Source organism: Stenotrophomonas sp. STEN008 (assembly GCF_056760435.1).
Window position 1 is genome coordinate 85,257 of record NZ_JBRRET010000011.1, and the last position, 16,172, is coordinate 101,428.

The 16,172-nt window shown below is 67.8% G+C and carries 16 protein-coding genes; 11 read left to right on the forward strand and 5 right to left on the reverse strand.

Annotated elements, in window-relative coordinates:
* Positions 1-5 precede the first annotated feature (5 nt).
* Both ACVOME_RS08095 and ACVOME_RS08100 read left to right on the forward strand, forming a co-directional pair.
* The gene (locus ACVOME_RS08095; RefSeq protein WP_164150587.1) at positions 6-935 is read left to right on the forward strand and encodes a DUF1684 domain-containing protein; all 930 of its coding nucleotides are present in this window, start codon (positions 6-8) and stop codon (positions 933-935) included.
* A 1-nt stretch (position 936) separates the two neighbouring features.
* The gene (locus tag ACVOME_RS08100; protein ID WP_193396134.1) at positions 937-1,884 is read left to right on the forward strand and encodes a TraB/GumN family protein; all 948 of its coding nucleotides are present in this window, start codon (positions 937-939) and stop codon (positions 1,882-1,884) included.
* Between the two features lie 77 nt (positions 1,885-1,961).
* On the opposite strand, the gene phaR is transcribed toward ACVOME_RS08100, so the two are convergent.
* The 3 genes from phaR to gluQRS form a co-directional block, all read right to left on the reverse strand.
* Positions 1,962-2,495, reverse strand: a complete 534-nt coding sequence (gene phaR, locus ACVOME_RS08105; protein ID WP_065175511.1) for a polyhydroxyalkanoate synthesis repressor PhaR — start codon at positions 2,493-2,495, stop codon at positions 1,962-1,964.
* A gap of 183 nt (positions 2,496-2,678) precedes the next feature.
* Positions 2,679-3,419 (reverse strand): acetoacetyl-CoA reductase, encoded by a 741-nt coding sequence (gene phbB, locus ACVOME_RS08110; RefSeq protein ID WP_053520095.1) that lies wholly within the window; start codon positions 3,417-3,419, stop codon positions 2,679-2,681.
* A 17-nt stretch (positions 3,420-3,436) separates the two neighbouring features.
* On the reverse strand, positions 3,437-4,357 hold the full coding sequence (gluQRS, locus tag ACVOME_RS08115) for a tRNA glutamyl-Q(34) synthetase GluQRS (protein ID WP_461289176.1): 921 nt from the start codon (positions 4,355-4,357) through the stop codon (positions 3,437-3,439).
* A 93-nt stretch (positions 4,358-4,450) separates the two neighbouring features.
* On the opposite strand from gluQRS, the gene htpX reads away from it, so the two are divergent.
* Positions 4,451-5,317 (forward strand): protease HtpX, encoded by an 867-nt coding sequence (gene htpX / locus ACVOME_RS08120; protein WP_053520093.1) that lies wholly within the window; start codon positions 4,451-4,453, stop codon positions 5,315-5,317.
* 479 nt (positions 5,318-5,796) lie between these two features.
* Here the strand turns inward: htpX and ACVOME_RS08125 are convergent, their stop codons facing one another.
* Positions 5,797-6,624, reverse strand: a complete 828-nt coding sequence (locus ACVOME_RS08125; protein WP_053520092.1) for an inositol monophosphatase family protein — start codon at positions 6,622-6,624, stop codon at positions 5,797-5,799.
* 120 nt (positions 6,625-6,744) lie between these two features.
* On the opposite strand from ACVOME_RS08125, the gene ACVOME_RS08130 reads away from it, so the two are divergent.
* From ACVOME_RS08130 to ACVOME_RS08140, 3 genes are read left to right on the forward strand one after another with little or no spacing between them, the layout of a single operon-like run.
* Complete coding sequence (locus tag ACVOME_RS08130) at positions 6,745-7,515, forward strand: RNA methyltransferase (protein ID WP_053520091.1); 771 nt, start codon at positions 6,745-6,747, stop codon at positions 7,513-7,515.
* Positions 7,516-7,562: 47 nt separating this feature from the next.
* Complete coding sequence (locus tag ACVOME_RS08135; protein WP_111186437.1) at positions 7,563-8,495, forward strand: phosphate/phosphite/phosphonate ABC transporter substrate-binding protein; 933 nt, start codon at positions 7,563-7,565, stop codon at positions 8,493-8,495.
* Positions 8,492-10,618: a putative bifunctional diguanylate cyclase/phosphodiesterase gene (locus ACVOME_RS08140; RefSeq protein ID WP_053520089.1), complete on the forward strand. Its 2,127-nt coding sequence runs from the start codon at positions 8,492-8,494 to the stop codon at positions 10,616-10,618. Before ACVOME_RS08135 ends, ACVOME_RS08140 begins: the two co-directional genes overlap by 4 nt.
* A 60-nt stretch (positions 10,619-10,678) precedes the next feature.
* Here the strand turns inward: ACVOME_RS08140 and epmB are convergent, their stop codons facing one another.
* Positions 10,679-11,695 carry an EF-P beta-lysylation protein EpmB gene (epmB, locus tag ACVOME_RS08145; RefSeq protein WP_065175508.1) on the reverse strand — a complete coding sequence of 339 codons (1,017 nt, stop codon included), beginning with the start codon at positions 11,693-11,695 and terminating at the stop codon, positions 10,679-10,681.
* Positions 11,696-11,816: 121 nt separating this feature from the next.
* On the opposite strand from epmB, the gene efp reads away from it, so the two are divergent.
* The 5 genes from efp to ACVOME_RS08170 all read left to right on the forward strand — a co-directional run bounded on the left by efp (position 11,817) and on the right by ACVOME_RS08170 (position 16,038).
* Entirely contained in the window at positions 11,817-12,383 is a 567-nt protein-coding gene (gene efp, locus ACVOME_RS08150; protein ID WP_053520087.1) for an elongation factor P, read from the forward strand.
* Between the two features lie 162 nt (positions 12,384-12,545).
* Positions 12,546-13,889 carry a TRZ/ATZ family hydrolase gene (locus ACVOME_RS08155; RefSeq protein WP_164150577.1) on the forward strand — a complete coding sequence of 448 codons (1,344 nt, stop codon included), beginning with the start codon at positions 12,546-12,548 and terminating at the stop codon, positions 13,887-13,889.
* A 24-nt stretch (positions 13,890-13,913) separates the two neighbouring features.
* Positions 13,914-14,630, forward strand: a complete 717-nt coding sequence (ubiG, locus tag ACVOME_RS08160; protein WP_065175506.1) for a bifunctional 2-polyprenyl-6-hydroxyphenol methylase/3-demethylubiquinol 3-O-methyltransferase UbiG — start codon at positions 13,914-13,916, stop codon at positions 14,628-14,630.
* The gene (locus ACVOME_RS08165; protein WP_481504964.1) at positions 14,627-15,322 is read left to right on the forward strand and encodes a phosphoglycolate phosphatase; all 696 of its coding nucleotides are present in this window, start codon (positions 14,627-14,629) and stop codon (positions 15,320-15,322) included. Before ubiG ends, ACVOME_RS08165 begins: the two co-directional genes overlap by 4 nt.
* An 11-nt stretch (positions 15,323-15,333) precedes the next feature.
* The gene (locus ACVOME_RS08170) at positions 15,334-16,038 is read left to right on the forward strand and encodes a squalene/phytoene synthase family protein (RefSeq protein WP_111186434.1); all 705 of its coding nucleotides are present in this window, start codon (positions 15,334-15,336) and stop codon (positions 16,036-16,038) included.
* Positions 16,039-16,172 lie beyond the last annotated feature (134 nt).

Here is a 16,172-nt window from a genome sequence, read left to right on the forward strand (position 1 = left end):
CATCGATGGCGTATCGGGGAATGGGCGGCCTGCTGGCTGTCTTGTTGCTGGCAGCCTGCAGTCCGGTGCCGCCGCCGGCGCCTGCGGTGGTGGAAGACCCGGCATACGCCGCAGCGCAGCAGCAATGGCGCGTGGCGCGTTATCAGGATCTGACGCGGCCTGATGGCTGGACGGCGCTGGTCGGGCTGCACTGGCTGCAGAACAGCTCGCACTTCGTTGGCAGCGGTGCCACCAATGGCATCCGCCTGGCAGTGGGGCCGGGCAAGCTCGGCCTGCTGCGGCGCGAGGGCCGGCAATGGTGGTTCACGCCGGAAGCCGGGGCGGAGCTCACTCACAATGGCCAGCCGGTGAGGGGGCGCATCCGCATGGATACCGACAAGGATCCGCAGCCCACCCTGCTTGCCTTCGACGGTGGCAAGGGCCAGCTCAGCCTGATCCGGCGTGGTCCGCGCGATGCGCTGAGGGTCAAGCATGCCGACGCGCCTGCACGCCGGGATTTCGCCGGCCTGCAGTACTGGCCGGGAGGTCCTGACTGGCAGGTGCAGGCGCGCTTCGTTGCGCACGCACCGGGCAAGACCTTGCCGATCGTCGACATCACCGGACTGACCACCGACATGCCCAATGCCGGTGCCGTCGAGTTCGAGCGTGATGGCCGGACCTGGCGGCTGGAGGCGATCGGTGCCCCCGGCGAGCCCCTGTTCCTGATCTTCGCGGACCGCACCAGCGGCCGCGGCAGCTATCCCGCTGGCCGCTATCTGGATACCGGCGCCCCCGGCGCCGATGGCCGCGTGCTCATCGATTTCAACCACGCCTACAACCCGCCCTGCGCGTTCACGCCCTACGCGACCTGTCCGTTGGCACCGCCGGAGAACCGGCTGGACCTTCGCGTGGACGCGGGCGAAAAGGCCTACCACCTGCCTGAAGGAGAAGGCTGACATGCTGATCAGACACCTGTTACACGCCGCCCTGTTGCTGCTGGCCTGCGCGGTGGCGCCACTGGCGCAGGCCCGCAACGCGCCGGCCGCTGAAGGTGCGTCGGTCAAGCCGCCGGTACCGCTGCTGTGGAAGGTCACCGGCCCCGGCGATTCACGGCTGTATCTGCTGGGCTCGTTCCATCTGTTGAAGCCGCAGGACTATCCGCTGTCGGCCGACGTGGAGCAGGCCTTCGGGGCCTCGCAGCGCGTGTTGTTCGAACTCTCACCGGAAGACATGCAGTCGCCGCAGCTGGCCAGCCGCATGGTGCAGGCCGCCGTGCGCACCGACGGCAGCGAACTGAAGCGTGATCTCGATGCAGCGACCTGGCAGAAGCTGCAGGCCTTCGCCACCGCGAACAAGCTGCCGCTGGCGCAGATGCAGGGCATGAAACCCTGGTTTGTCGGTCTGAGCATTTCAGTGGGGCAGATGCAGAAGATGGGCCTGGACCCGGCCCTCGGTCTGGACCGTCACTTCATGGAGCGCGCACAGGCGACCGGGCGCAGCACCGGTGGTCTGGAGGACATCGATACGCAGATCGGCATGCTTGATGGGATGTCGGTGCAGGAGCAGCGGCAGATGCTGTCCGAAGCCCTCGATCAGGCCGACAAGGGTGATGAACAGGCGCGCATGCTGCACGACGCATGGCGCCGCGGTGACGAGCGCCTGCTGTGGACGAAAATGGCTGCCGAGATGCGCCAGCAGTATCCGCAGCTGTATCAGCGCATCAATACCGGCCGCAATGATGCCTGGGTGCCGAAGCTGGTGCCCTATCTGCAGGCGGGGCAGGGTGGCACGCTGGTGGTGGTTGGCACGCTGCATCTGCTCGGCAGCGATGGCGTGGTCGAGAAGCTCAGGGCGAAGGGCTACAAGGTCGAGCGCGTCTGCACGGCGTGCAAGGCGAAGCGCTGACGTCTGCCTGCGGATGACCCGCAGACGAAAACGGCGCGCCAGTGGCGCGCCGTTTTCATGTCAGTCCCTGCCGTGGCTCAGCGGCGGGTCTTGCCGCCGGTGCCGGTGCCCGGTTCGTTCGGCTTGCTGCCGGTTCCGGTTCCCGGGCCGGTTCCGCCGGGGCGGGGGCCGCCGAAGCCGGTGCCCATGCTGCGCTGAAATTCCTGCCACAGCTCCAGGTTGCGTTCGGTCAGCTGGTTCATCATCGCCCACGGCGTCTGGCCCAGCAGGTTGCCCATCTGCTGGCGGAACTGCTGCTGCTGGTCCAGGAACACCTGCATGCTGCGTTCCAGGTAGTTGCCCATGAATCCCTGCAGGGAGTCGCCGTAGAAGCGGATCAGCTGGCTCAGCAACTGGGTGGAGAGCATCGGCTCGCCGTCCTGCTCCTGGTCGGCGATGATCTGCAGCAGGACCGAACGGGTAAGGTCGTCACCGCTCTTGGCGTCGCGGACCTCGAAGTCTTCACCGTCCAGTATCAGCTGGCGGACGTCCTCGATGGTGATGTAGCTGGAAATCTCGGTGTCGTAGAGACGGCGGTTCGGATACTTCTTGATGATGCGGGTCGCAGCCATGAAGCGGTCACTCGTCACAGTAGACGCGCAGCATGGCGCAGTGCAGCAGCCGTTGCAACCGCCCCAGCCCCCGCCAGGCTTGGCTTTCACGGCGGATCATGTTGCGCAACAAGGGTTTGCGTGCTGCGCAGCATGACCGCAGGCAGGTGCGGTCCGGCACGTGACCCGCCGCGCCCGCGCGGATCACCAGCCCATGTGGTGGCCGCCGTTGATGTCCAGGTTGCTGCCGGTGATCCACGAGGCCTCCTCGGCCACCAGGAAGGACACGCCGTAGGCGATCTCCTCCGGCTTGCCCAGGCGCCCGGTCGGAATGTCGGCGATGATCTTGGCGCGCACTTCCTCCGGCACGGCCATGACCATGTCCGTGGCGACGTAGCCCGGCGAAATGGTGTTGACGGTGATGCCGAAGCCCGCGTTCTCGCGCGCCAGTGAGATGGTGAAACCGTGCATGCCGGCCTTGGCGGCGGCGTAGTTGGCCTGGCCGTACTGGCCCTTCAGACCGTTGATCGAGCTGATCTGGATGACCCGGCCCCAGCCGCGGCGACGCATGCCTTCGATGACCGGGCGGGTGACGTTGAACACCGAGTTGAGGTTGGTGTTGATCACGTCATGCCACTGGTCCGCACGCATCCGGTGGAAGGTCGTATCGCGGGTGATGCCGGCGTTGTTGACCAGGATCTCGACCGGGCCCAGTTCGTTTTCGACGGCGCGCACCAGCGCTTCGGCACTGTCCGGATCGGACACGTCGCCGGCGAAGATGGACACGTTGAAGCCGCGTTCGGTCATCGCCTGCTGCCAGGCGCGGGCCTTGGTTTCATCGCGATAGTTGGTGGCGACCCGGTGGCCCTGGTCGGCCAGGCGTTGGCAGATGGCGGTACCGATGCCGCCGGTTCCGCCGGTGACCAGTGCGACGCGAGATGTCATGGAATGCAGTCCGGGTTTCAGGTGGGGGAAGGGGGATTCTGCAACATCGGCGCGGAAAGTGCGCCCGTCGGCAACAGGATGTCCGTGCGTGGCAGGCGGGCCGGATCGAATGCCTGCCGGGCCGCCGCGAGCAGGTCGTGCAGATCGTCGTGACCCTCGAGTGCGGCGGGCGACTGGCCGAGCAGGCCCCACAACTGACGCAGCACCGGCACCGGGCGGGCGCTGTCGACCGGCAGCGCGGCCAGCGACTTGGACAGCTTGTGCCCGGGCGCGTCCAGCAGCAGGGGCAGGTGCCAGTACTGCGGCACTGCCAGTCCGAGTGCCTGCTGCAGCAGGATCTGCCGCGCGGTGGAGTCGAGCAGGTCGGCGCCGCGCACCACGTCGGTGACGCCCTGCGCGGCATCGTCGACCACCACCGCCAGCTGGTAGGCCCAGCACCCGTCGGCGCGGCGCAGCACGAAATCACCCACCTCGGCGTGGACGTCCTGCACCTGACGGCCGCGCAGGCCATCTTCGAACTGCACCACGCTGCCGGCCGGTACGCGGAAGCGGACGGCAGGGTCCGGTCGGGGCTGCCGCGCGACGCAGCGATGGTGGATGCCCCCCCGGGCTGCCAGTTCGCTGCGGCTGCAGTGGCAGATGAAGGCCAGCCCGCTGGCCAGCAGCCTGTCCAGAGCCTGCTGGTAAGCATCGCCACGTTCGCTCTGCCACAGCACCGGACCATCGTGGGCCAGGCCGAATGCCGCCAGTGCCTGCAACTGCGCGTGCGCAGCCCCGGGCACGGTGCGTGGGGGATCGATGTCCTCGATGCGCAGCCGCCACAGGCCATGGTGATGGCGTGCGAGCAGCCAGCTGCCGAATGCAGCCAGCAGGGAGCCGGGGTGCAGCAGGCCGGTAGGCGAGGGCGCGAAGCGGCCGCAGGAAAGGGGGGAGGTCATGCTGGCTGAATCGTCGGTCAGGTTGGTGCTTGAATTCAAGCTGACCGCACCGCAAATTGACGGATATCGACCCCTTCCGAGCCGGAATTTCCCATGTTTACCCGCATCGCACTCTTTCTAGCCACCAACTTTGCAGTGCTGATCCTGGCCGGCATCGTGATGTCGCTGCTGGGGGTCAATCCGAACCAGATGAGCGGCCTGCTGGTGATGGCTGCGATTTTCGGCTTCGGCGGTTCCTTCATTTCGCTGCTGCTGTCCAAGTGGATGGCCAAGCGCTCCACCGGCGCGGTGGTGATCACCGAGCCACGCAACCAGACCGAGCGCTGGCTGCTGGCCACCGTCGAGCGCCAGGCCAAGGCGGCCGGCATCGGCATGCCCGAAGTGGCGGTCTACGATGGCCCGGAGATCAACGCATTCGCCACCGGCGCCAACCGCAACAACGCGCTGGTGGCGGTGTCCACCGGTCTGCTGCAGAACATGAGCGAAGATGAGGCCGAAGCCGTACTGGGCCACGAGATCGCCCACGTGGCGAATGGTGACATGATCACCATGGCGCTGCTGCAGGGTGTGCTGAATACCTTCGTGATCGTGCTGGCGCGCGTGGTCGGCGGCGTCATCGACAGCGCGCTGTCGGGCAACCGCGAAGGCGGCGGCCGCGGGTTCGCCTACTACATCATCGTGTTCGTGCTGGAGATGGTGTTCGGCCTGTTCGCGACCATGATCTCGATGTGGTTCTCGCGCCATCGTGAGTTCCGCGCCGATGCCGGTGGCGCCTCGCTGGCGGGTCGCCAGAAGATGATCGCCGCGCTGGAGCGCCTGCAGCTCAACCACGGCCAGAGCACGCTGCCGACCCAGATCGCCGCCTTCGGCATCGCCGGTTCGACCGCGAAGAAGCTGTTCATGAGCCATCCGCCGCTGGAAGAGCGCATCGCCGCGCTGCGGGCCTCGACGGTGGTGTAAGCCTCCGGTTGCAACGCACTGCTACAGGAACGCCCGGCCCCGTGCCGGGCGTTTCTGTTTGCGCGTCGGCAGCATCGACGCGTGCCCGCAGGATCGTTTCCGCGACTGCGGAGGGGTGTCACTTTCAAGGTCGAAGGCGAAGCGGCCGCTTCGCTCGCCGGGCATGGCCCGGCGCTACCCGTCATCGTCGTGCAGCTGTGGTTCTTGACCTTGGGTCCGCCTTGAGCGAGCCGAGCACCGCAGGTCCGGCGAGGGCGAAGAGGTGCGGGTGTCTGAGCGCAGCGAGTTCCCGCACCGTCCCTCGACGGACCGAGGAGCGAAGGGAACCGGCGTGCACAGCACGTCGGCTCGCGTCCTGGCGGCGTGTTTCTTTGGTTACTTTCTTTGCACGAGCAAAGAAAGTGACAAGCACGATCACTGCGGATACGAAAACGGCACCTTCACAGGTGCCGTCTCCATGAACCGCTTTACAGGGAAGCTCAGAACTTCGCGTCGAACTCAGCCGCATAGCCCGTGTTGACCAGCACCTTCTGCAGCGACTCGGCCACCTTCAGGTTGCCCGCCACCACCTGCTGGGTTTCCGGACCGCGGTTGTCCATGCGTGCAAGCGGCGCTCCCTTGAAATCGCACACCTTGCCACCGGCCTCACGCACCAGCAGCACGCCGGCCGCGATGTCCCAGGCCTTCACCCCGGCCTCGAAGTAGGCGTCGGCGCGACCGCAGGCGACATAGGCCAGGTCCAGCGCAGCGGAACCGGTACGGCGGATGTCCTCGGCCTGCACCAGCAGGGCATCGACCGCCTTCAACTGGGCGCCGGCACGGGCGCGCTCGCGCGGAGCGAAGCCAGTCTGGATCATGGTGCCGCCCAGGTCCTTGCGATCCGCCACGCGGATGCGACGGTCGTTCAGCACGGCGCCCGCGCCACGGCTGGCGGTGAACAGCTCGTTGCGCAGCGGATCGAAGATGACCGCGTCGGTCGGCTCGCCGTTCTCGACCAGGGCGATCGATACACAGTAGTGGGGCACGCCGCGCAGGTAGTTGCTGGTGCCGTCCAGCGGATCGATGACCCACATGTGGCGATGTTCGCCCTGCACGCCGCCTTCCTCGCCAAACACGCCGTACTCGGGATACGCGCGCTTGAGCTCCTTGACGATGACCTTTTCCGCGTCCGCATCGACTTCGCTGGCGTAGTCCATCCGCCCCTTCTGCACCACGTTCAGTGCCTCGAGCTTGTTGATGTTGCGCAACAGGACGTTGCCGGCGAGGCGGGCGGCCTTGACCATGACGGTGACGGCGGGTTTCTGCATGGCGTGGGCTCCCGGAAAGGCAGAAGGGTAGGACTGGCGGGGGAAAAGAGCGGGTCCGGCGCAGTGGCCGGCCGCACAGTTTACCATTGGTCATCGTCCAGCTCGACCTTTTCCCTGTTCATGTCCCAGTTCCCCGCCGCCACCCGCCTCCGATTCGTCCTGGTCGGAACCCAGCATCCCGGCAACATGGGCGCCGCCGCCCGCGCCCTGAAGACCATGGGCCTGGCCCGCCTGGTACTGGTGGCCCCGGAAAAACCGCTGGACGAGGAGGCATTCCGCCGCTCGGCCGGCGCCGAGGACGTGCTCGGCGATGCGCCCGTGGTGGCCACCCTGGCCGAGGCCGTCGCCGACTGCCGTCTGGTGTTGGGGTGTACGGCCCGCGCACGCCGGGTCCAGCTGGAGGAGTACCTGCCCGCCGACGCAGCGGCCCGTGCGGTCGCCAAGGCCGGTGAGGGTGCCGAGGTGGCGCTGGTGTTTGGCCGGGAACGGACCGGCCTGACCAACGAGGAGCTGCAGCTGTGCCACGCGGCGGTGCACATTCCGTCCGATCCGGCGTTCAGTTCGCTCAACCTCGCCGCCGCCGTGCAGGTGTTGGCCTACGAGGTGCGCATGCAGCTGCTCGGCGCCCAGCCTGCCGTTGGCGCCGAACCGGGCTTTCGTGAGCAGGTGGCCAGCCACGAACAGATGGAGAGCTTCTTCGCCCAGCTTGGCGACACCCTGGACGAGATCGATTTCCACAAGGGCCGTGCGCCGGAGTCGGCGATGCGCAAGCTGCGCCGCCTGTTCCTGCGCAGCGAGCCGAGCGAGCAGGAAGTGCGGTTGCTGCGCGGCATCCTGGCCGATGCCCAGCGCATGGCGCGTCTGGCCAAGCCGGGCAGTCACAACGGCTGACGACGTTCTCATTTTTTCGGGTAGTCTGTCCGGATACCCAGGGGGGGATGAAACCGGTGTCGGGTCTGCGAACGGCAATGCAGGGGGCGCTGCTGAGCCTGGCCATGGTCCTGCTGGCCGGAACGGTGCGTGCTGCGCCGGATCCGGTGCTGGTGCTGGGCCGGATCAGCGACGATCCCAAGGCCCATTACCAGCAGCTGCAGCCGCTGCTGGACTACGTGGTGGCACGCATGCAGGACGTCGGCATCCAGGAGGGGAGGATACTGATGGCGCGTGATCCGCAGCAGATGGCCAGCTATCTGCGGCGGGGGCAGGTCGACTGGGTCACGGAAACCGCCGGAACCGCAGTGGCGTTGGGGCAGCGCAGCGGTGCGCGGCCGTTGCTGCTGACCGAGCGCAATGGCGTGCGTGAGTACCAGACCGTATTCTTCGTGCGCCGCGACAGCCCGTTCCAGCGGCTGGAGGACCTGCGGGGCCACCGCCTTGCGCTGCAGAACACCGCATCCACCAGCGCCTACCTGGTGCCGGTGATGACGTTGCTGGGCCACGGGTTGTCCCCACAGATCCTCGCGGGTACGTGGGACGCTCCGGGCACGGACAGCGTCGGCTATGTGTTCGCCCGTAGCGAGCTGAACATCGCCACCTACGTGCACAAGGGCGTGGCCGATGCGGGCGCGGTGAGCAGCGTGGACTGGAACGATGAGCGGCGCATGCCGCGGGCGTTCCGGCGCGACTTCCGCGAACTGTTGCGCACGGAGCCCTATCCTCGCGCCGTGGAGGTGGTGCGCGCCGACCTGGATGCACGCGTCCGTGATCGCCTGCAGGAGGTCCTGCTGCAGGCGGCCAGTGATCCGCAGGCACAGGCAGCGCTGCACCGTTTTTTTGGTACTTCCGGTTTCCACCGCGTCGACGCGCATGCGCAGCAGCGGCTGGATGAATTGAAACAAGGATTGACGCGCGTGCGGATGGAAGTGGAATGAAGTGGCTCGGCTCGGGAATGCAGGCGCGGTTCCTGCTCGCGATGGGCGGGGCGATGCTTGTGGTGGTGGCGATCCTGGCGGTGCTGCTGGGGCGGCAGGCGGCGATGCAGAGCGAGGTGCGCAACCTCAGCGGCGGCGTCATCCATGAACTGTTCGACCGCAGCGTGCGCAGCCGCGGCGAAGCGATCGCCCGTGAGCTTTCCGATGCGCTGGCCAACCCGCTGTACTACCACGATCTGGACCAGGTCGGCGCACTGGTGCGCAGCACGTCGCGGCAGCCCGTGGTGCGCTATGTGCTGGTGTTCGACGAACGTGGCCGGCTGGTGCACGACGGTTCGGTGGAGGTCGCCGCCTTCGGTCAGCCGATGGGAGACCCCCTTGCACCGGGCGCGATCGCCGCGCGGACGCTGGTGGTGCAGCAGTCGCCAAAGGTGCTCGACAACACGATGCCGATCATGGTCGGCAACCAGCGCATCGGCGGCGTCCGCGTCGGCATGGCGCTGGACGAAGTGCAGCAGCGCGAGCAGGCCGCCAACGCAACGCTGGGCGAGCGCCTGCAGCAGGTCGGCAGCCGTCATCTGGGCTGGCTGCTGCTGATGCTCGGCCTGCTGGTGGTGATCGGCGTGGCGGTGATCTTCTACGTGCAGCGCACCTTGGTCGCGCCGATCCGCGACCTGGCGGTGGCGGCCCGTCGCATCGAAGCCGGCGACTACCAGGCGCCGCTGCTGGAGAATACCCGCGACGACGAGGTCGGCGAGCTGGTGCGGGGATTCGCCCGCATGCGTGATGCCATCGCCCGCCACGACCGCGAGGTGCGGCACATGGCCTACACCGACGCACTGACCGGCCTGACCAACCGCTTGGCGTTCCGCGAAGCTCTGGACCACCGGCTGATGGCCGCGCGTGCGTCCAAGCAGCGGTTGGGCCTGTTGTTTGCGGACATCGACGATTTCAAGCGGGTCAACGATACCCTCGGGCATGAAGCGGGCGACGAAGCACTGCTGCAGTTTGCCCAGCGGATCGGCCGCGCCGTCGCCGAGGCCGGGGGCGATGAGGCGCTGCTGGCCCGTTTTGGCGGCGACGAGTTCGTGATCCTGGTCGGCGACGGCGATGTCGCTGCCAATGCGCGGCTGCTGGCCGAGGTGCTGGTGCGCGAACTGGGCAAGCCGCTGGTGGTGCAGGGCAGGGAGCTGTTCCTGGGCACCTCCATCGGCGTGACCCTGTTCCCGGACGATGCCGCAGACGCGACCACACTGCTGAAGAACGGCGACATCGCCATGTACCAGGCGAAGATGGCCGGCAAGAATTGCTACCGGTATTACAGCCGGGCGATGGACCATGCTGTCGAGCGCCGCGTGCACATGGAACAGGAACTGCGCGGCGCCTGGGAGCGCGGCGAGCTGCGCCTGGCCTACCAGCCGATCTTCCGCACCCGCGACCGGCGGATGGTCGGCGTCGAGGTGCTGCTGCGCTGGCAGCACCCCACTCTGGGCACGATCCCGCCGTCGGTGTTCATCGAAGTGGCCGAGCAGAGCGGGCTGATCGAGGTGATCGGGCCGAAGGTGCTGCGCGCGGCCTGCATGGAAGCGTCGCAGTGGCCGCGCAGTGCGGGCGGCGATGATCTGTTCGTGTCGGTGAACGTGTCGCCCCGGCAGCTGCGTGGCGGCGAGCTGCCGTCACTGGTCGCACAGTGCCTGCATGAGTCGGGGCTGCCGGCTTCGCGCCTGCATCTGGAACTGACCGAGACCGCCGTGATCGGTGATGAGATGGTGGCCGCGCAGTTGCTGGACAAGCTGCATCGCACCGGCGTCAAGGTGTGGCTGGACGACTTCGGCACCGGCTTCTCGGGCTTGAGCCACCTGCGCCAGGTGCCCGTGGACGGAGTGAAGATCGACAAGAGTTTCATTGCCGACATGCAGCGTGATCCGGACGACCTGGCGCTGACCACGGCGATCATCGCCATGGCCCACGCGCTGGGCATCACGGTGGTTGCCGAGGGCATCGAGCAGCAGGCGCAATTCGAGCTGCTGGCCCAGCGCGGCTGCGATCTTGGCCAGGGCTACTGGCTGAGCCACCCGGTCACCGCGACCGAAGTGGTGCGGATGATCGAGTCCGGCGTCTGAATCCTGGTTCAGGGGTCAGATCCCTTTCTGCAGGAAACGGCTCTGACCCCGGCGGGATCGCTACAGCGGGCGCTTGCTCGGGTCGCCGGGGAGTTCCCGCACCAGCTTGGGAACCAGGTAGCCGGACAGGCGCGCGGTCAGGCCGGCGATCAGCTCCCTGGCGCGGGTGTCATCCACCTCGAAGTGGGCCACGCCCTCGACCCGGTCCAGCTGGTGCAGGTAATAGGGCAGCACGCCGGCGGCAAAGCTGCGTTCGCTCAGTTCCTGCAGCGCCTGCACGCTGTCGTTGACGCCACGCAGCAGCACTGCCTGGTTCAGGAGCTGGGCGCCGGTGCCACGCAGGCGCGCCATTGCCGCGTCCACGCTGGCATCGAACTCATTGCGATGGTTGGCATGGACCACGATCGCCAGCGGCCACGGCAGGCTGCCCAGCCAGGCCAGCAGCTCGTCGTCGACCCGTTCCGGCAGCACGATCGGCAGCCGGGTGTGGATGCGCAGGCGACGGATGTGCGGAATCCGCCGCAGCGCGTCGGTCAGTTCGACCAGCTTGTGGGTGGCCAGCGACAGCGGATCCCCCCCGGACAGGATCACTTCGTCGATATCCGGATCGGCGGCGATGGCGTCCACCGCTTCCCACCAGCCGCCCTTGGCGGCATTCTCAGCGGCGTAGTCGAAGTGCCGGCGGAAACAGTAGCGGCAATTGATTGCACAGCTGCCGGTGGCGATCAGCAGCGCCCGGCCCCGGTACTTCTGGATGACCCCGGTCGCCTTCCTGGCCGCACCATCGCCCACCGCGTCGAAGCTGAACCCGGGAACGACCTGCATCTCGTCATTGACCGGCAGCACCTGGCGCAGCAGCGGGTCGGCCGCATCGCCCTTGCGCATGCGGGCCACGAACCCGTCCGGTACGCGCAGCGCGAACTGGGCCATGGCCGCCTCGGACACGCCCAGTGCGACCGGATCCAGCTCCAGCCGCGCCAGCAGTGCGTGCGGGTCGCGCAGCGCCTGGCGCCAGAGTTCCTGCCAGCGTGCGGGTGCACCCGGCGACGACGGGCGGGGAAAGGCGGAAAGCTGCATGGAGAGGGGGCCTGCGGTTATCATGGGGGCAGAAAAACAGTCGCCCACCGGCATCCGGTGGGCTTTCCATTCTACCGGCTCGCCGCACCCGCGGCGGTTTTGCCATTTGAGGAGCTTGAGCATGGCCACTGTGGGCATGAATGACGTCAAGAACGGGATGAAGATCCTGGTCAACAATGAACCGGCGGTCATCACCGATACCGAATACGTCAAGCCGGGCAAGGGCCAGGCGTTCACCCGCGTCAAGTACCGCTTCATCCGTTCGGGCCGCGTGGTCGAACTGACCATGAAGGCGACCGACGACCTGGAAGTGGCCGACGTGGTCGACACCGACATGAACTACATGTACAGCGATGGCGAGTACTGGCACTTCATGGATCCGGAGACCTTCGAGCAGGTCCAGGCCGACAAGGCCGGCATGGGCGGCGCCGAAAAGTGGCTGAAGGGCGAGGAAGCCTGCATCGTGACCCTGTTCAACGGTGCGCCGATCTTCGTGCAGCCGCCGAACTTCGTCGAGCTGAAGATCACCGAAACCGATCCGGGCGTCCGCGGTGACACCTCCGGCGGTGGCGGCAAGCCGGCCACGCTGGAAACCGGTGCCGTGGTCCGCGTGCCGCTGTTCGTCAACCAGGATGAAGTCATCCGGGTCGACACCCGTTCGGGCGAGTACTCCTCGCGCGTGAAGTAATCCGGCGCAGCCGGATGACCTGTGAGCCGGGCCCAGGCCCGGCTTTCCGGGCATCGCCCGGAACCCGTTGCCGGCGTCCACGGCGCCGCAACGGACAGCCGCCGGGCATGGCCCGGCGCTACCGCCTCCCGTGAGGTTCTCCCCCCAGCCAAGTGAGCCTGCATGAGCGACAGCCCGCACCTCCCCGAAGCCTGCGACCTGCTCATCGAAGCCGGCTACGTCGTTCCGATCGAACCGCATGCCGTGGTGCTGGAAGACCATGCCGTAGCCGTGCGTGGCGGCGAGATCGTGGCCGTGCTGCCGCGTGCCGAAGCGCGGGCGCGCTTCCGTGCCGCGCAGGTGGTCAGCCGTCCGGACGCCGCGCTGATGCCGGGCCTGGTCAACGCGCACACGCACAACCCGATGACCCTGCTGCGCGGCGTTGCGGATGACCTGCCGCTGATGACCTGGCTGCAGGAGCACATCTGGCCGGTGGAAGCGGCGGTGATCGGCCCCGAGTTCGTCGCCGACGGCACCACGCTGGCCATTGCCGAGATGCTGCGCGGCGGCACCACCTGCGCCAACGAGAACTACTTCTTCGGCGACGTGCAGGCGGCGGTCTACAAGAAGCATGGTTTCCGCGCGCTGGTGGCGGCGGTCATCATCGATTTCCCGACTGCCTGGGCGAAGAGCGACGACGAGTACTTCGCCAAGGCCGGTGAACTGCACGACCAGTGGCGCAACGACAGTCTGATCGGCGTCGCGTTCGCACCACATGCGCCTTACACGGTCAGCGATGCCAATTTCGAGCGGGTGCGGATGCTGTCCGACCAGCTCGACATGCAGGTGCACCTGCATACCCATGAGACCGCGCAGGAAGTCAGCGACTCGATCAGGCTGCATGGCCAGCGTCCGCTGGCGCGACTCGATCGCCTCGGCCTGGTCAATGACCGGTTGATCGCGGTGCACATGACCCAGCTGACCGACGCGGAGATCCACCTGTGCGCCGAGCGTGGCGTCAGCGTGGTGCACTGCCCGGAATCGAACCTGAAACTGGCCTCCGGCTTCTGCCCCGCCTGCGCCCTGCAGCGCGCAGGCGTGAACCTGGCCATCGGTACCGATGGCTGTGCCAGCAACAACGACCTGGACATGTTCAGCGAGAACCGCACCGCGGCGATCCTGGCCAAGGCTGTCGCCAACGACGCCACTGCGCTGGACGCGGCCACCACGTTGCGCGCTTCCACGCTCGGCGGTGCCCGTGCGCTGGGCTTCGGCGAGCGGATCGGCTCGATCGAGGTGGGCAAGCAGGCCGATCTGGTCTGCGTGGACCTGTCCGCGCTGGAAACCCAGCCGCTGCACAACGTGCTTTCGCAGCTGGTGTACGCCACCGGCCGGCAGCAGGTGAGCGACGTCTGGATTGCCGGCAAGCCCAAGCTGGTGCAGCGCGAGCTGGTCGGCATGGACCTGCCGGGCATCATCGCCAACGCGCGCCAGTGGCGCGAGCGCATCCGCCATATCCGCGCCTGAACCCCGGCGCTGCAAGGATTCCCCATGACTGCCCCCCATGCTTCCTCCAATTTCGATCAGGCCGAGCTGGACAAGTTCGCCGCACTGGCCAACCGCTGGTGGGACGCCGATGGTCCGCAGAAGCCGCTGCATGCACTGAACCCGGTGCGCCTGAAGTACGTGGCCGACCGCGTGCCGCTGCGCGGCGCACGCGTGCTCGACATCGGCTGCGGTGGCGGCCTGCTGAGCGAAGCACTGGCCCAGGCCGGCGCCGATGTCACCGCCATCGATCTGGCCCCGGAGCTGGTCAAGGTCGCGCGGCTGCACGCACTGGAAAGTGGTGCCAAGGTCGACTACCGGGTGCAGGCCGCCGAGGACCTGGCCGCTGAACAGCCGGGCAGCTTCGATGTGGTGACGTGCATGGAGATGCTCGAGCACGTGCCGGACCCCGGCGCGATCATCGAGGCCTGCAGGCGGCTGCTGAAGCCGGGGGGGCACCTGTTCCTGTCGACCATCAACCGCACGGCCGCCGCATTCGCGGTGGCCATTGTCGGTGCCGAATACGTGGCGCGCCTGTTGCCGAAGGGCACCCACCACTACCAGGAATTCATCAGGCCGGCCGAACTGGCACGCTGGTTGCGCGAGGCTGATCTGCAGCTGGCCGATGTCAGCGGCATGGCATACGAGCCGTGGCGCAACCGTGCCCGCCTCAGCACCCGCACCGACATCAACTACCTGGCCTACGCGGTCAAGCCGGCATGACCGCCACGCACTTCCCGCGCGCGGTGCTGTTCGACCTGGACGGCACCCTGCTGGACAGTGCGCCGGACTTCGTTGCCACCTGCGACGCCATGCTGGCCGAGCGTGGACGCGCGCCGATCGATCCGGCGCAGCTGCGCCCGGTGGTGTCCAAGGGCTCGCGGGCGATGATCGCGGCGGCCTTCCCGGACCTGGATGCGCATGCGCGCGACGCGCTGATCCCGGAGTTCCTGCAGCGCTATGAAGCGTTGATCGGCCAGCACGCGGTGCTGTTCGATGGCGTCGCCGGCATGCTCGCCGCGCTCGATGCTGCTGGAACGATATGGGGCATCGTTACCAACAAGCCCGAGTACCTGGCGCGGTTGATCCTGCCGCAGCACGGTTGGCAGCAGCGCTGCGCCGTGCTGGTCGGCGGCGACAGCCTGGCCGAGCGCAAGCCGCACCCGCTGCCGCTGCTGCACGCTGCGCAGGCGATCGGTGTCGCGGCAAGCGACTGCGTGTATGTCGGCGACGACGAGCGCGACATCATCGCGGCGCGCGCCGCGGCCATGCCATCGGTGGCAGCGCTGTGGGGCTACCGCCTGCACAGCGACGACCCGTTGGCCTGGCAGGCCGATGTACTGGTCGAGAACGCCGCACTTCTGCAACTGGCCAGCCTGTGGCCAACCCAGCCGGCACGCCCGGCCCACCCGTAAGGACGATCGTAGTGAGCAGCACCGCGCTGGAAAGCTTCCTCGACAAATGGCGCAGCCGTTGGCCGGAATGGTCGGTGGCCGCGCCGTTCGTGGCCGAATCGCACCGTGAGTTGGCCGTAGCGTGGTTCGCGCTGCTGCAGGAATTCGACGACATGCTCAATACCAGCGGCGATCCGTTGCCGGCCGATGCCAAGCTGGCATGGTGGGGCGAGGAGCTGCGCAGCTGGGAAGGACAGCGTTCGCGCCATCCGTTGGGTCGTGTGCTGGAACCGGTGCGTGCGCCGTGGGCGCGGTTGGCGGAAACGCTGCCGGATCTGGTGGAGGCACGCACCGTCGCGCCGGATGCGGCCAGTGCCGAAGCCGCGCTGGCCCGCTACGCTGAAGCGGTCGCGGCCGTGGAAGTGGTGTTGTTCGATGACAGGCCGCGGACCGGTGCGGGCCGGGCCGTGCAGTTGCAGACGCTGGCCCAGCGCCTGCAGGACGCAGGCGTGGCCGGCGTGCCGCGCAGCCTGCTGGACGAGGACACCCGCTCCGCCGCGCAGCGCTGGGCGCAGCACCTGTTGAAGGGGTGGGGCACGCGCGTGCCAGGCCCGCGCCCGCGCCGCGTGTGGTCCAGCCTGGCCCGTGCACGCCTGACGGCCCAGGCGGCCGGCAAGCCGATCGAGGCGACCCCGCTGCGCACCCTGCTGCGGGTGTGGTGGGCCGCACGCGGCTGATTCCGTTGCCGCTGCGCTCGCCGGGCATGGCCCGGCGCTACCGCGTTGCAGGTTGTTGATTCCGTTGCCGCTGCGCTCGCCCGGCGTGGCCCGGCGCGACCGGGGTGCGGGTGGGTGATTAGCGTGGCGGTGGG

Bases quoted from the DNA above. Each gene is read 5' to 3' on its own strand.
- ACVOME_RS08100 (WP_193396134.1), top strand. From the start codon at position 937: ATGCTGATCAGACACCTGTTACACGCCGCCCTGTTGCTGCTGGCCTGC.
- ACVOME_RS08165 (WP_481504964.1), top strand. From the start codon at position 14,627: ATGACCGCCACGCACTTCCCGCGCGCGGTGCTGTTCGACCTGGACGGC.
- ACVOME_RS08125 (WP_053520092.1), bottom strand. From the start codon at position 6,624: ATGCAGAAACCCGCCGTCACCGTCATGGTCAAGGCCGCCCGCCTCGCC.
- efp (WP_053520087.1), top strand. From the start codon at position 11,817: ATGGCCACTGTGGGCATGAATGACGTCAAGAACGGGATGAAGATCCTG.
- gluQRS (WP_461289176.1), bottom strand. From the start codon at position 4,357: ATGACCTCCCCCCTTTCCTGCGGCCGCTTCGCGCCCTCGCCTACCGGC.
- ubiG (WP_065175506.1), top strand. From the start codon at position 13,914: ATGACTGCCCCCCATGCTTCCTCCAATTTCGATCAGGCCGAGCTGGAC.
- ACVOME_RS08155 (WP_164150577.1), top strand. From the start codon at position 12,546: ATGAGCGACAGCCCGCACCTCCCCGAAGCCTGCGACCTGCTCATCGAA.
- ACVOME_RS08130 (WP_053520091.1), top strand. From the start codon at position 6,745: ATGTCCCAGTTCCCCGCCGCCACCCGCCTCCGATTCGTCCTGGTCGGA.
- phbB (WP_053520095.1), bottom strand. From the start codon at position 3,419: ATGACATCTCGCGTCGCACTGGTCACCGGCGGAACCGGCGGCATCGGT.
- ACVOME_RS08095 (WP_164150587.1), top strand. From the start codon at position 6: ATGGCGTATCGGGGAATGGGCGGCCTGCTGGCTGTCTTGTTGCTGGCA.
- phaR (WP_065175511.1), bottom strand. From the start codon at position 2,495: ATGGCTGCGACCCGCATCATCAAGAAGTATCCGAACCGCCGTCTCTAC.
- ACVOME_RS08135 (WP_111186437.1), top strand. From the start codon at position 7,563: ATGAAACCGGTGTCGGGTCTGCGAACGGCAATGCAGGGGGCGCTGCTG.
- epmB (WP_065175508.1), bottom strand. From the start codon at position 11,695: ATGCAGCTTTCCGCCTTTCCCCGCCCGTCGTCGCCGGGTGCACCCGCA.
- ACVOME_RS08140 (WP_053520089.1), top strand. From the start codon at position 8,492: ATGAAGTGGCTCGGCTCGGGAATGCAGGCGCGGTTCCTGCTCGCGATG.
- htpX (WP_053520093.1), top strand. From the start codon at position 4,451: ATGTTTACCCGCATCGCACTCTTTCTAGCCACCAACTTTGCAGTGCTG.